Genomic DNA, 13,236 nt, shown 5'->3' on the forward strand with positions numbered 1-13,236 from the left:
CCGCGGCGATGGTCAAGGCCGGTGTCTACCTCACCGCCCGCCTCACCCCCGCCTTCCACGACGCCGCAGTCTGGCAGTCCATGGCCTTGGCCTTCGGCGTGCTCACCATGCTGCTCGGGGGGTGGAAGGCGCTGCGCCAGTTCGACCTGAAACTCGTCCTGGCCTACGGCACCATCAGCCAACTCGGCTTCCTCGTCGCCCTCCTCGGAGCCGGGACGCGGGCCGCGGCACTCGCCGGCGTCTCGATGCTCGTCGCGCACTCCCTGTTCAAGGCCGCGCTGTTCCTCGTGGTCGGGATCATCGACCACGCCACCGGCACCCGCGATCTGCGTGAACTCTCGGGTCTGCGCACGGCGATGCCCGGCACGTTCTGGACCGCGCTCCTCGCCCTCGTCTCGATGGCGGGCCTGCCGCCCGCCGTCGGCTTCGCCGCCAAGGAACTGGCCTTCGGCGCCTTCACCGGGGGCGGAGCGGTCGACACCGCCGTGCTCGTCGGCCTGGTCGCCGGGTCCACCCTCACCGTCGCCTACAGCCTGCGCTTCCTGTGGGGCGCCTTCGCGGTGAAGGAGAACGTCCCCGGCACCCCCGTCCACGCGCCCGGGCCGCTGTTCCTGGCACCCGCCGTGATCCTCGCCGTGCTCGGCCTGCTCGGCGGCCCGTTCTCCGGTCTGCTCGACCCGCTCCTGGCCGCCTACGCCGACACCGTCCCCCTGACGCCCGGCGCCGAGACCACCCACCTGCTCCTGTGGCACGGGTTCGAGTTCCCGCTCCTGCTGTCCGCCCTCTGCCTGGCCCTGGGCTACGTGCTCTTCCTCCTGCGCCACCGGGTGGTGCGGCTGGGCGTGCGCACGGCGTTCGTGGACCCCGACCGGATCTACCGGCGGATGCTCGCCACCCTGGAGAACGTCGCCCTCCAACTCACCGGAGGGACGCAGCGCGGTTCGCTGCCCGTCTACCTCGGCACGATCCTGGTCACCGTGGTGGTGGTGTCGGGGTGGCCGATCCTCACCGGCCGCCTGTGGGAGCTGCCCGCGCCGCCCGTACGGGTGTGGGACACCCCCGTGCAGGTGATTCCGACCGTGATCATCATCCTCACCTGCCTGTTCGTCCTGTTCGTACGGCGCCGCCTGTTCGCGGTCGTCCTCGTCGGGATGACCGGCTACGGGTGCGCGGTGCTGTTCTTCCTCCAGGGCGCCCCCGACCTCGCGCTCACGCAGTTCCTCGTGGAGACCGTGAGCCTGGTCGTCTTCGTCCTGGTCCTGCGCCGCCTGCCCGCCCGTTTCTCCACCCCGGCCCTGCGCGGCCGCCGCATGTGGAACCTGGTGATCGGTGCGGCCACCGGGGCGCTCGTGGCGAGCATGACCTACTTCGCCCTCGCCGGGCGCCAGGACGAGTCCGTCTCACCCGGGTTCGTCGGCGCCGCCCACGAGGTCGGCGGGGAGAACATCATCGCCGTCCTGCTCGTCGACGTGCGCGCCTGGGACACCATGGGTGAGATCTCCGTCCTCGGCGCGGCCGCGGCGGGCGTGGCCAGCCTGATGTTCGTGCGCCGACGCGCCCAGCCGCGCGGCGGGCCCCACGGTCTGCGCCCGGTGTCGCACACCGCTCCGCACGCTCCCCCCGGAGGGGGCGAGGCCATCGACCTCGGCGGCCTGCGCGCCGCGCCGCGCGAGACGCACATCCGGCCCGCCGCCACGCGGACGTGGCTGACGGGCGCCGAAGCCCTGCCCACGGAGCGGCGGTCGGTCATCTTCGAGGTGGTCTCGCGCTTCCTCTTCCCGGTGATCATGGTGATCTCCGTGTACCTGCTGCTCACCGGCCACTCGGCGATCGGCGGCGGCTTCGCCGGGGGCATCGTGGCCGGACTCGCTCTCATCGTCCGCTACCTCGCGGGCGGCCGGTTCGAGCTGTACGCGACCGCCTGGGTGCAGCCCGGCGCCCTCATCGGCGCGGGGCTGGCCCTGTCGACCGGGATGGCCCTGGCCGGACCGCTGTTCGGCGACGACATCCTGTCCGGCGGGTCCCTGGACGTGCACGTCCCGTTCATGGGCCACCTGCACCTGACCACGGGTCTGGTGTTCGACACCGGCGTGTACCTGCTGGTGATCGGCCTGATCCTGGACATCCTCCGCAGTCTCGGAGCCCGTATCGACGAACAGATCGAACGGGACGCCGCGCACACCGCGGAGGCCGCCCGACGCGGGGCCGAGTCCCCGGCCGAGGAGGTCACCTCGTGAACGACACTCCCAGCCTCGTCCTCGTCCTCGTCGTCGGCGTCCTGGTCGCGGTGGGCGTCGTGCTCCTCCTGGAGCGCAGCCTGACCCGTGTCCTCCTCGGATTCGTCGTGCTCAGCAACGGCGTCAACCTGATGATCCTCGCCTCGGGCGGCGCGGCCGGCGGTCCGCCGATCCTCTGGCTCACCGACCCGGACGAGATGACCGACCCCCTCCCGCAGGCGATGATCCTGACCGCCATCGTCATCACCCTCGGCATCACCGCGTTCCTGCTGGCCATGGCCTACCGGAGCTGGCAGCTGGAGGGCAACGACGAGGTCCAGGACGACGCCGAGGACCTGCGGATCGTCCGGGGCGAGGGCATCCGCGCCGTCCGCAGGCGGTTCCGCCGCGAACGCCGCCGCCTGCGCGCCGACATCCGCGCCCAGCGGGCCGAGCTCCAGGCGACCATCGCGGCCGCCGACGCCCAGGAGCTGGCCGAGCAGGCGCGGATCAAGGCGGAGATCGCCGCCGCGCAGGCCGAGCTGGCCCGGTTCGAGGTCGACGCCGAGGAGAGCGGCGCCGACGAGCACTCCCAGGAGACCGTGCGGCGGCTGACCGACCGCACACAGACGATGGTCGAGCAGGTGGCCGAACTGCGCGGGCGCATCCGCCGGGGCCGCAGGAAGCTGCGGGAGCACCGCCGCGCCGACCGGGCCGCCGAGCGTGAGCTGTGGCGGGAACTGCGGCGCCGGGTCCGCGCCCAGCGGCGGCGGATGCGCCAGACCATGCGGGCCGAGCGCGAACGCCTGGCCCGTGCCGAGGACAGCGAGCTGCAGGGGAACGACTGATGATCGACGCATCCCTCTTCGTCGCGAGCGTGCACTACCTCGTCCCGCTGCCGGTGGTCCTGCCGCTGTTCGCCGCCGGGGTCAAGCTCGCGCTCGGTACCCGCTGGCCCCGGTTCCAGCAGTGGGTCAGCGTCGCCGCGCTCACGGCGGTGCTCCTGATCGGGTTCGCGCTCATGGTCGGCGCCGACACCCTCGGGCCGCTGGCGGTCCAACTCGGCGGCTGGGAGGCTCCGCTCGGGATCACCCTGGTGGCCGACCGGCTGGCGGCCCTGTTCGTGACCGTGTCCGCGGCCATCACGCTGGCCGTGCTCGTGTACTCCATCGGGCAGGGCATGGCGGGCAAGGCCGAGGTGGCGCCGCTGTCGGTGTACCAGCCGACCTATCTGATCCTGGTCGCCGGGGTCTCCAACGCCTTCCTGGCCGGTGACCTGTTCAACCTCTACGTCGGCTTCGAGATCCTGCTGACCGCCAGCTACGTCCTGCTGACCCTGGGCGGGACCCAGCCGCGCATGCGCGCGGGCGCCATCTACGTGGTGGTGTCGCTGCTGTCCTCGGTGCTGTTCCTCATCGCGATCGGGCTCGTCTTCGCGGCGACCGGGACCGTGAACATGGCACTGCTGGCCGAGCGGCTGTGGGACGTCTCCACCGAGCTGCGGCTCGTGCTGGAGGTCATCCTGGTCGTCGCCTTCGGCATCAAGGCCGCCGTGTTCCCGCTGTCGGCGTGGCTGCCCGACTCCTACCCGACCGCGCCCGTCCCGGTCACCGCGGTGTTCGCGGGCCTGCTGACCAAGGTGGGTGTGTACGCGATCATCCGCGCGCAGACCCTGATGTTCCCCGGGACGCAGATCGACACGCTCCTGCTGTGGGTCGCACTGGCCACCATGGTCATGGGCGCGCTGGGGGCGGTGGCCCAGAACGACATCAAGCGCCTGCTGTCCTTCACCCTGGTCAGCCATATCGGGTACATGCTGTTCGGGGTGGCGATCGGTAACGAGTTGGGGCTCTCCGGAGCGGTGTTCTACGTCGCCCACCACATCACCGTGCAGACGACGCTGTTCCTCATCACGGGGCTGATCGAACGGCGCGGCGGGTCCACGTCGCTGGACGACCTGGGCGGGCTGGGGCGGATCGCGCCGGTGCTGGCGGTGCTGTTCTTCATCCCGGCGATGAACCTGGGCGGCATCCCACCGCTGTCCGGGTTCCTCGGCAAGCTCGGCCTGCTCCAGGCGGGTGTACAGTCCGGGACGCCCATGGCGTACACGCTGGTCGTGGCATCGGTGGTGACCAGCCTGCTCACGTTGTACGTCATGGCGCGGGTGTGGAACTACGCGTTCTGGCGGGCACCCGCCGAGGGCATGGTCGCCGAACCGGGCACGGTTCTGGAGGAGAGCGAGGAGGAGGGCGAGACATCCACCGCGGCCCTCGGCCCGGAGGAGGCGGTCGGGCCCTCGTCCCGCCTGGAGGACACCGCGACCCGGGCCGCGACGCGGGTGGTCACGTCGGTGGTCCTGCCCCGGAGCATGGTCGGTGCCACGATGGCGCTGGTCGCCATGGGGTTGGCCCTGACCGTGTTCGCGGGTCCGCTCATCGCCTACTCCTCGGATACCGCGATCGAGCTGATCGAGCGCACTCCGTACATCCACGCCGTACTGGGAGGTAGCCGATGACCGTGGAAAGACCGCGTCGGCGGCGAGGAGCGGCGGGCGGGACGGCGGCGGACGTCCCCTGAGGGCGCTGCGCCATCGGCTGGGCAAGGTGCAGCTGCCCGTCGCGCTCGGCATGACGCTGGTGTGGATGCTGCTGTTCAACGGCTTCCAGTGGCGGGAGGAGTCACTGGGCCTGGCGGTGCTGGGATTCGGCGTGTCGGTGCTGGTCACGGTGGTGTTCCCCCTGCCGCCGATCGGCCCGGGGCTGCGACTGCGTCCGCTGAACACGTTGCGGCTGCTGGCGTTCGTCGCCGTGGACATGGTCATGGCCAGTTTCCAGGTCACGCGGCACGTGTTCGCGCCCGGCCCGCCGGTGCGCAGCTCCGTGATCGCGGTGCGGCTGCGCACCGACTCCGACCTCATGCTCGTGTTCACGTCGATCGCCCTGTCCGCGATCCCCGGGAGCATGGTCGTGGAGGTCGAGCAGCCGAACCGGATGCTGTACGTGCACGCCCTCGGCGCGGTCGACGAGGAGGGGGCCGAGCGGGCCCGCGGCGGGGCGCTGAAGCTGGAGGAGCGCATCGTGCGCGCCATCGGGACCGGTCGGGACATCGCCGACCTGGAGGCCGCGACCGCGGCCGGGAGGGAGGACGCGTGACCGCTCTGTGGATCGCCATCGCCGTGCTGCTCGGGCTGGCCGCCCTGCTCGGCACGGCGCGTCTGATGCTGGGTCCCAGCATCCTGGATCGGGCGCTGTCCGTCGACGTGCTCGTGGCCTCGGCGCTCACCGGCATCGGCGCCTACGCGGCGTTCAACCGCGACCCGTCGGTGCTGCCGATCCTGCTGGTGCTGTCGTTGATCGGGTTCGTGAGCTCGGTCAGCGTCTCCAAGTTCGTGGCCCGCCGCCACCTGAGCGAGCATCCCGGGGACTCCATCGCCGGGGGACCGGGAGGCGCCGGAGGCACGGCGGACACCGGTGGGAAGGGGAGGAACGCGTGAGCGAACCACTGGTCGCGGTCCTGGACTGGATCGCGGTGCTGTGCCTGCTGGCCGGGGCGTCGCTGTCGCTGGTGGCGGGGGTCGGCCTGGTCCGCTTCCCGGATCTGCTGTCCCGGATGCACACGGCGGCCAAGCCCCAGGTGCTGGGTCTGCTCCTCGTCCTCGTCGGTATCGGCCTGCGCATCGCCCCGCAGGAGACCGGCGTGTTCAACACGGGCACGCTGATCCTGGTGGGGCTCTTCCAGGTGCTGACGGTGCCGGTGGCGGGGCACATCGCCGCCCGGGTGGCCTACCGGACCGGACGGATCCGCGACGACCTGCTGGTGACCGACGAGCTGGCCGAGCGGATCGCCGAGCGGCGGGGCGGCGGTCCCCCCGCGGGGGCGGGGGACCGCCGGGTCTGAGGCCACGGGCGGGCAGTAATTTGGGGGGCCTGCCGCTTCGCCTCGGCCCGCCCGTCGCCCTCCACCACCCTCAACGGACGGCCTTCGGCCGCGGAACCTCCCTCTTCGTCGCCCTCCACCACCCTCAACGGACGGCCTTCGGCCGCGGAACCTCCCTCTTCGTCGCCCTCCACCACCCGGGAGCCGCTCCGCGGCGGGGCGGGCACCCTCAACCGACGCCTCCGGCGCAGCCCCCTCCGTAAGAACCCTGCCGGCGCCCGAACGGTAACCCCCTGGGGTGACCGGTCCTGAGGACGTGACCGGGTCACGCCAGCCGTTCGGCCTCCTCGTCGGTCATGAGCCGCGAGCGGATGAGGAAGCGCCGCCCGGTCGGCGCCTCCAGGGAGAACCCCGCCCCGCGCCCCGGGACGACGTCGATCGTCAGGTGGGTGTGCCGCCACAGCTCGAACTGGGCGCGGGACATCCACACCGGAACCGGTTCGGGCCCGCCGACCTCCAGGTCGCCCAGGTGGACGTCCGACGCGCCGGTGCGGAACTCCCCCGCCGGATAGCACATCGGCGAGCTCCCGTCGCAGCATCCTCCGGACTGGTGGAACATGAGCGGTCCGTGCTCGGCGCGCAGGTCGCGGAGCAGGGCGGCGGCCTCGTCGGTGACCGCCACCCGCTCCACCCCCGCGCCGTCGGCGGGGAGGGGCATCAGAACAGCCCCAGCGCCGAGTCGGAGTAGCTCACCAGCAGGTTCTTCGTCTGCTGGTAGTGGTCGAGCATCATCCGGTGGTTCTCCCGGCCGATCCCCGACTGCTTGTAGCCGCCGAAGGCCGCGTGCGCGGGGTAGGCGTGGTAGTTGTTCACCCACACGCGTCCGGCCTGGATGTCCCGGCCCGCCCGGTAGGCGGTGTTGCCGTCGCGCGACCACACGCCCGCGCCGAGCCCGTACAGGGTGTCGTTGGCGGTCTTGATCGCGTCGGCGTAGTCGTCGAACCGGGTCACCGACACCACGGGGCCGAAGATCTCCTCCTGGAAGATCCGCATGTCGTTGCGCCCCTCGAAGACCGTCGGCTCGACGTAGTAGCCGCCGGACAGGTCACCGCCGAGGTCGGCGCGCCCGCCCCCGGCGAGCACCTTGGCGCCCTCCTGGACCCCGATGTCGATGTAGGACAGGATCTTCTCCAGCTGGTCGTTGCTGGCCTGGGCGCCGACCATGGTCCCGGTGTCGAGCGGGTTCCCCTGGACGATGGCGCCGACCCGCTCCAGCGCGTCGCCGAGGAAGCGGTCGTAGACGGACCCCTGGACGAGCGCCCGGGACGGGCAGGTGCACACCTCGCCCTGGTTGAGCGCGAAGAGGGTGAACCCCTCCAGAGCCTTGTCGTAGAAGGCGTCCGCGCGGTCGGCGACGTCGGCGAAGAAGAGGTTCGGACTCTTGCCGCCCAGTTCCAGGGTGACCGGGATGAGGTTCTCCGACGCGTACTGCATGATGAGGCGCCCGGTGGTGGTCTCCCCGGTGAAGGCGACCTTGCGCACTCGGGGGCTGGAGGCGAGCGGGCGGCCCGCCTCGGCGCCGAAGCCGTTGACGACGTTGACCACGCCGGGCGGCAGCAGGTCGGCGATGAGCTCGACGAGCAGGAGGATCGACGCCGGGGTCTGCTCGGCCGGCTTGAGCACGACGGCGTTCCCGGCGGCCAGGGCGGGGGCCAGCTTCCAGGTGGCCATGAGCAGGGGGAAGTTCCAGGGGATGATCTGGCCGACCACGCCCAGCGGCTCCTGGAAGTGGTAGGCGACGGTGTCCTCGTCGATCTGGGAGGTGTGCCCCTCCTGGGCGCGGATGGCCCCGGCGAAGTAGCGGAAGTGGTCCACCGCCAGCGGGAGGTCGGCGGCCAGGCACTCACGGACCGGCTTGCCGTTCTCCCAGGACTCGGCGACGGCGAGCCGCTCCAGGTTCTCCTCGACCCGGTCGGCGATCCGGTTGAGCACGAGCGCGCGCTCGGCGGCGGAGGTGCGGCCCCAGGCGGGCGCGGCGCCGTGGGCGGCGTCGAGGGCGAGTTCGACGTCCTCGGCGCCGCTGCGGGCGATCTCGGTGAAGGTCCGGCCGGTGACCGGGGTGGGGTTCTCGAAGTAGCGCCCCTTCACGGGGCGGACCCACTCCCCTCCGATCCAGTTCTCGTAGCGCGGGGCGTACTCCACGACACTGCCGGGCTCACCGGGGGGTGTGTAGATCGTCATGTCTGCCTCCTCGTCTCCGTCGGCGCCGATGTCCGGTCCCGGCGCCGCCGCTGCGGGACGTGACGCTAGTCACCGCGACGTTGCGAGTACGTTGCGCCGGTGTGGCCGGAGGGGGAGGCACGGTCGGAGGGCGCGGCGGGGCAGCGACCGAGCCAGAGGAGCCGCCCGCGCAGGGCCGCGTGCCTCGGAGTGCCGGGAGGAGCCGCGCCGAGCGCCGCCGCCACGGCCCGGGGGTCGTCACGCCACCCCGGGCGCTCCGCCCAGTCCAGCAGCACGTCGGGGGAGGCGTGGTCGGTCAGGACCGCGCACACCTCGGCTTGGAGGGCCTCGCGAACCTCCACCACGCCCGGCGCCTCGGAGCGCGGCAGGACGGGGCCGGGGTAGGCGTCCAGGGCGCTTCGGTGGTCCCCGGCGGCGAGGTGGCGGCGCACGTCGTCGACGTCGGTCCCCACCGGGCGGCGCAGGCGGTAGGGGCGGGAGTCCAGCAACCCCGGGCCGAGCAGGCGCCGCAGCCGCGCCAGTTCGGCGCGGACGGTGACCGGGGCGGCGTCACGTTCGTGCAGGCGTGCGCCCAGTGCGGCGCCGGTCAGGCCGCCGGGACAACGGGAGAGCAGCAGCAGGATCTCGGCGTGGCGGAGGCTGAGCGCGACGGTCCGCCCGTCGAGGGCGAGTCCGGCGCCGTCACGGCCGAGGACGCTCAGGCGGGCGCGGCCGGGGAGCGGGGCGCCGGAGTCCGGGCGCGGCGGGGGAACCCGGCCGACGAGGCGCAGCGCGCGCAGCTCCGCCTCGGCCGCCGCCGCGGCGGTGCGGACCAGGGCCAACGCGTGCGGCGAGGCGACGTGGTCCTCCCCGGTGAGGTCGAGGACGCCGAGCAGCGCGCCGGTGTCGGGATCGTGCAGGGGCGCCGCCGAACAGCTCCAGCGGTGCACGCCCCGGGCGAAGTGCTCGCCGGCGAAGACCTGGACCTCGTGGTCAAGGGTGAGCGCGACGCCGGGCGCGTTGGTCCCCGCCGACCGCTCGTGCCAGTTGGCGCCCTCGACGAAGCACATGGCCTCGGCGCTGTCACGCAGCCGGTGGTCTCCCTCGACCCACAGGAGTCGGCCGGAGGTGTCCCCGACCGCGACGATCTGGGGGCCGGGGGCGGCGTCCACGAGGAGTCGGCGCAGGAAGGGCATGACGGGGGCGAGGGGGTGGGCGGCGCGGTGGTCGTGCAGGGCGTGGCCGGTGAGCTCCACGCGGGGGGTCGTCCGGTCGGGGTCGACGCCGTGCCGGACACTGCGCCGCCAGGAGTCGCCGACGACGGCGCGGACCCGGTCACCGACCTGCCCGGAGTCGGTGAAGCGCTCGTGGGCCGCGGCCACGTCGCGGCGCACGGAGTCGGGGTCGGCCCCCCGTGACCAGGCGATCCACCCGTCGGCCATCCGCTGTCTCCCCTCACCCGGACGGGAAGCGCGCCGCGGCCGCGGCCCGTCCCGTCACCCCGAGTGAAACCGCGCACGGGGCGCTTGGCAAGGGGTGGGGGACACGCGCGGGACCGGTCTGCCGGTCACCGGAGCGCTCGGGGCGACGCGTTCCACGGGAACCCGGGCCCGAACGGACGACTTCTCGCACGGTGGGGACGAGTTCGGACGCGCCGCGAAGGACCGGGACGTGAGGATCACGGCCTCCTCCGCCCCACCGCTCCGATAGGTACGCGTCGGGCCGAACCGCCGCGCGCGGCGCGCCGTCCCACCGTGGAGGCACCGAGACGAGGAGTGGACATGTCCGCACACCCACTGAGAAGACCGCTGGTCGATCCGCGCGAGCTGCGCCCGCGCCGCGTGTGGTACGTCCTCGGCACGGGGGTGATCACCCTGGGGATTCTCGTGGGGATCGCCGGTTTCGCGGTGGTGATGGTCCGGATGCTGGCGCCGCCGGAGTTCGAGGCGGAGCTGCGGGGCTCGGGCGAGGTCACGTTCACCCTGGACGAGGGGGTCGGGAGGCTGGGGCTGTACGCCAGCCCGTGGGACGCCGACGGGTACGCCTGCGTGCTGGTCCTCCCCGACGGCCAGGAGCGCGAGTTCGGCTTCCCGCCCTACAGCCACAGTGTCGACACACTGTCGGAGAGCTGGGCGCTGGCGGGCGACGCCGAGACCGCCGGGGCCGGTGAGTACACGCTCGCGTGCGACGGCGGAGCGGACACCGCCTTCGGCGTCACCGACATCCAGGACGGCGAGCGGACCTTCCTCGCCAACCTCATGGGCGCCTTCGCCTCGATCCTCGGTGTGCCGCTCACCGGACTGCTGGTCGGGGCGCCGATCCTCATCGTGACGGCGGCGCGCCGCAACCGGCACAGGCGGCGCCTGCTCGGCGAGCGGGGCCGGTCCCCGTACCAGGGGTGACTCCTCCGACCGGCCCCGGCGCGAGGCCGGTCACCGCGCGCGGAGGACCGGCGGGGCGGCGGACCGGCTTCCCGCGGGTCACTTTCGGTCACACCACCATGACACAATTCGGTACATGTCCACCCCTCACGTACCGCCTCCCGCGCCCCGCGCCACCGCGGCCCCGAACACCCCCGCACCCGAGATCAGACCGCGCACGCTCTGGTACTGGGTGGCCGCCTCCGTTCTCGTGCTCTGTCTGGCGGCGGGGACCTGCATCCTGGTCTTCGGCACCAGTCCCGAACGCCCCAACCCCAGCCCCGGTTTCCAGGCGGAGTTCGACGGCGAGTCGTCCGCCACCTTCGAGGTCGGTGAGGGCGAATCCCGTGACTGGGCGCTCTACTCGGCCCGGTCGACCGACGTCGTCCCCTGTGAGCACCGGTCCCCCTCGGGCGAGAGCCTCGAACTGCTGGCGGACCGGTACTCGTACCAGTCCGACGACGGGGAGTGGGAGTACGTCGCCACACTGGACACCCGCGAGCCCGGCACCCACCGCATCACCTGCTCGGCGAGCATGGTCTGGGGCGGCGGCTCCGCCACCACCCCCTACGCGGTGGGCGGCGTCGACGTGGTCCGGAGCGCGGACGCCCAGCTCGGCCTGGGGGTCGTCTCGGGCATCCTCATCCCCATGGTCGGCTTCTTCGCCGGCCTGATCATCTTCCTGGTCACCCTGATCACGCGCCTGTCGCGCAAGGCCGACCTGAGGCGGCGTCAGCAACACCCGTGGCCGCACGGCCCCGTCCCGCCGTACCGGGGGTAGCCGACCGCGCGGCCGCCCCGGCGCGCCGCCAGGGCCGGGGTCACTCGTGCGGCGGCTCACCGGTGACGACGTGGTCGGCGTGGTTGAGCGCCTCCAGGACGAGTCGGCGCAGGTGGCCGTCGCGCATGCGGTAGATCGAGTGCCGGGACTCGCGGCGCGCCTCCACCAGGCCCGCGAGGCGGAGCTTGGCCAGGTGCTGTGACACCGCCGTCCGCGAGGCTCCGCTCGCCTCGGTGAGCTGGCCGACGTCGGCCTCGCCCTGGGCCAGCGTCCAGAGCAGGCACAGGCGCGTGGGGTCGGAGAGCATCCGGAAGACGTCGGCGGCCACGGTGAGCCGCTCGGGGCCCGGGGGCTGCGCGTGGAACAGGCTCGGGGCGGAGGGCGGCTCACGATCGGGCATGCGCGCAGTCTAGGCGTGTTCCGCGAACCCGCACTCCCCACACGGCGAACGACGTCCACGGCGCCCGCCCCGGTTCGCCGACCGGGCGTCGCCGAAGCGGCCAGCGGGCCACTCGGACGCACGACAGTCGAAGGAGTGACATGTGCGCAAGTGCGCACTTATACTTTCCCGTACTGTCGCCGACCCCCGGGAGCCCCGCCCATGCTCCGCGTCCTCGCCCATCCGACCTACCGCCGCCTGTTCACCGCCCAGGTGCTCGCCCTGCTCGGCACCGGCCTGGCGACCGTCGCCCTCGGCCTGCTCGCCTACGACCTCGCGGGCGCCGACGCCGGAACCGTCCTGGGCACCGCCCTGACCATCAAGATGGTGGCCTACGTCAGCGTGTCACCGCTGGTCGGAGCGGTGGCCGCCCGGCTCCCCCGCCGCGCCTTCCTGGCGACCGCCAGCGCCCTGCGCGCGGTCTGCGCCCTGGGGCTGCCTCTGGTCGACGAGGTGTGGCAGGTCTATCTGCTGATTCTGCTGCTCCAGACGGCCTCGGCGGCCTTCACCCCCGTCTTCCAGGCCACGATCCCCGACGTCCTGACCGACGAGAGCGACTACACCCGGGCCCTCTCCCTGTCCCGACTCGCCTACGACCTGGAGAGCCTCGCCAGTCCGCTCATCGCGGCCGCCCTCCTCACCGTGGTGGGGTACGACACCCTGTTCCTCGGCACCGGGGCCGGGTTCCTCGCCGCGTCCGTCCTGGTCCTCGCGGCACACCTGCCCGGTACGCGCGGCGACGGAGCACCCGCCCGGACCGGCTCGCCGCTAGGCGTCGGCCCGTTCCTGCGCGTCCCCCGGCTCCGCGCCCTGCTGGCCATGAACCTCGCCGTGGCGTCCGCGACCGCCGTCGTCCTCGTCAACACGGTGGTCATCGTGCGGGACGGTCTGGGCCGGGAGCAGTCGGCGGTGGCACTGGCGCTGGGCGCGTTCGGCGCCGGGTCGATGGCGGTGGCCCTGCTGCTGCCCCGGGTCCTGGAGAGGGCCGGTGACCGCACGGTGATGCTGCCCGCCGGGTTCGTCCTCGCCCTCGGGCTGGCGGGCGCCGCCCTCACGCTGTCCGCGTCGGCCGGGGCCACGGCGTGGCTGGGGCTGCTCGCGTGCTGGCTCCTCCTCGGCGCGGGTACGTCGCTCGTCCTCACCCCCACCGGCCGCCTGCTGCGCCGCTCCGGCGGCCCCCACCCCCTTCCGACACTGTTCGCCGCCCAGTTCGCGCTCTCCCACGCGTGCTTCCTGCTCACCTATCCCCTGGCGGGGTGGTTGGGAGCACGTGCGGGGCAGGCG

Annotated in this window: 13 protein-coding genes; 9 read left to right on the plus strand and 4 right to left on the minus strand. The window is 73.0% G+C overall.

Translation table 11 applies throughout. From position 1 onward, the window contains the following. The 6 genes from mbhE to mnhG form a co-directional block, all read left to right on the plus strand. Nucleotides 1-2,237: hydrogen gas-evolving membrane-bound hydrogenase subunit E (gene mbhE / locus D471_RS35670; protein ID WP_040690740.1), on the plus strand; the 2,237-nt coding region annotated here is incomplete at its 5' end. Continuing rightward, nucleotides 2,234-3,064 carry a Na(+)/H(+) antiporter subunit C gene (locus D471_RS0122775; protein WP_017600753.1) on the plus strand — a complete coding sequence of 277 codons (831 nt, stop codon included), beginning with the start codon at nt 2,234-2,236 and terminating at the stop codon, nt 3,062-3,064. The genes mbhE and D471_RS0122775, both read left to right, overlap by 4 nt. Then, entirely contained in the window at nt 3,064-4,731 is a 1,668-nt protein-coding gene (locus D471_RS0122780) for a Na+/H+ antiporter subunit D (protein ID WP_017600754.1), read from the plus strand. Before D471_RS0122775 ends, D471_RS0122780 begins: the two co-directional genes overlap by 1 nt. 88 nt (nt 4,732-4,819) lie before the next feature. Further along, nucleotides 4,820-5,368: a Na+/H+ antiporter subunit E gene (locus tag D471_RS0122785; RefSeq protein WP_017600755.1), complete on the plus strand. Its 549-nt coding sequence runs from the start codon at nt 4,820-4,822 to the stop codon at nt 5,366-5,368. After that, the gene (locus tag D471_RS0122790; RefSeq protein WP_017600756.1) at nt 5,365-5,709 is read left to right on the plus strand and encodes a monovalent cation/H+ antiporter complex subunit F; all 345 of its coding nucleotides are present in this window, start codon (nt 5,365-5,367) and stop codon (nt 5,707-5,709) included. Before D471_RS0122785 ends, D471_RS0122790 begins: the two co-directional genes overlap by 4 nt. Further along, nucleotides 5,706-6,113 carry a monovalent cation/H(+) antiporter subunit G gene (mnhG, locus tag D471_RS0122795; RefSeq protein WP_017600757.1) on the plus strand — a complete coding sequence of 136 codons (408 nt, stop codon included), beginning with the start codon at nt 5,706-5,708 and terminating at the stop codon, nt 6,111-6,113. The genes D471_RS0122790 and mnhG overlap by 4 nt, the downstream gene beginning before the upstream one ends. Nucleotides 6,114-6,417: 304 nt before the next feature. Here the strand turns inward: mnhG and D471_RS0122800 are convergent, their stop codons facing one another. The 3 genes from D471_RS0122800 to D471_RS0122810 form a co-directional block, all read right to left on the minus strand. Next, entirely contained in the window at nt 6,418-6,810 is a 393-nt protein-coding gene (locus D471_RS0122800; protein ID WP_017600758.1) for a DUF779 domain-containing protein, read from the minus strand. After that, nucleotides 6,810-8,333, minus strand: a complete 1,524-nt coding sequence (gene exaC / locus D471_RS0122805) for an acetaldehyde dehydrogenase ExaC (RefSeq protein WP_017600759.1) — start codon at nt 8,331-8,333, stop codon at nt 6,810-6,812. The genes D471_RS0122800 and exaC overlap by 1 nt, the downstream gene beginning before the upstream one ends. A 65-nt stretch (nt 8,334-8,398) precedes the next feature. Continuing rightward, nucleotides 8,399-9,754, minus strand: a complete 1,356-nt coding sequence (locus D471_RS0122810; RefSeq protein ID WP_017600760.1) for a GAF domain-containing protein — start codon at nt 9,752-9,754, stop codon at nt 8,399-8,401. Between the two features lie 339 nt (nt 9,755-10,093). Here D471_RS0122810 and D471_RS0122820 point away from each other — a divergent pair, with 339 nt between their 5' ends. Both D471_RS0122820 and D471_RS0122825 read left to right on the plus strand, forming a co-directional pair. Further along, nucleotides 10,094-10,714 (plus strand): hypothetical protein, encoded by a 621-nt coding sequence (locus D471_RS0122820; RefSeq protein ID WP_017600762.1) that lies wholly within the window; start codon nt 10,094-10,096, stop codon nt 10,712-10,714. Between the two features lie 115 nt (nt 10,715-10,829). After that, entirely contained in the window at nt 10,830-11,513 is a 684-nt protein-coding gene (locus tag D471_RS0122825) for a hypothetical protein (protein ID WP_017600763.1), read from the plus strand. Between the two features lie 40 nt (nt 11,514-11,553). Here the strand turns inward: D471_RS0122825 and D471_RS0122830 are convergent, their stop codons facing one another. Then, on the minus strand, nt 11,554-11,913 hold the full coding sequence (locus D471_RS0122830) for an ArsR/SmtB family transcription factor (protein WP_017600764.1): 360 nt from the start codon (nt 11,911-11,913) through the stop codon (nt 11,554-11,556). A gap of 201 nt (nt 11,914-12,114) precedes the next feature. Here D471_RS0122830 and D471_RS0122835 point away from each other — a divergent pair. Beyond that, nucleotides 12,115-13,236: MFS transporter (locus D471_RS0122835; protein ID WP_017600765.1), on the plus strand; the 1,122-nt coding region annotated here is incomplete at its 3' end.

Origin of the sequence: Nocardiopsis lucentensis DSM 44048 (assembly GCF_000341125.1) — a bacterium.
Lineage (GTDB): Bacteria > Actinomycetota > Actinomycetes > Streptosporangiales > Streptosporangiaceae > Nocardiopsis > Nocardiopsis lucentensis.

Excerpts from the sequence above, each read along its gene's own strand:
- D471_RS0122780 (WP_017600754.1), top strand. The coding sequence starts at position 3,064 with ATGATCGACGCATCCCTCTTCGTCGCGAGCGTGCACTACCTCGTCCCG.
- D471_RS0122800 (WP_017600758.1), bottom strand. The coding sequence starts at position 6,810 with ATGCCCCTCCCCGCCGACGGCGCGGGGGTGGAGCGGGTGGCGGTCACC.
- exaC (WP_017600759.1), bottom strand. The coding sequence starts at position 8,333 with ATGACGATCTACACACCCCCCGGTGAGCCCGGCAGTGTCGTGGAGTAC.
- D471_RS0122810 (WP_017600760.1), bottom strand. The coding sequence starts at position 9,754 with ATGGCCGACGGGTGGATCGCCTGGTCACGGGGGGCCGACCCCGACTCC.
- D471_RS0122820 (WP_017600762.1), top strand. The coding sequence starts at position 10,094 with ATGTCCGCACACCCACTGAGAAGACCGCTGGTCGATCCGCGCGAGCTG.
- D471_RS0122825 (WP_017600763.1), top strand. The coding sequence starts at position 10,830 with ATGTCCACCCCTCACGTACCGCCTCCCGCGCCCCGCGCCACCGCGGCC.
- D471_RS0122830 (WP_017600764.1), bottom strand. The coding sequence starts at position 11,913 with ATGCCCGATCGTGAGCCGCCCTCCGCCCCGAGCCTGTTCCACGCGCAG.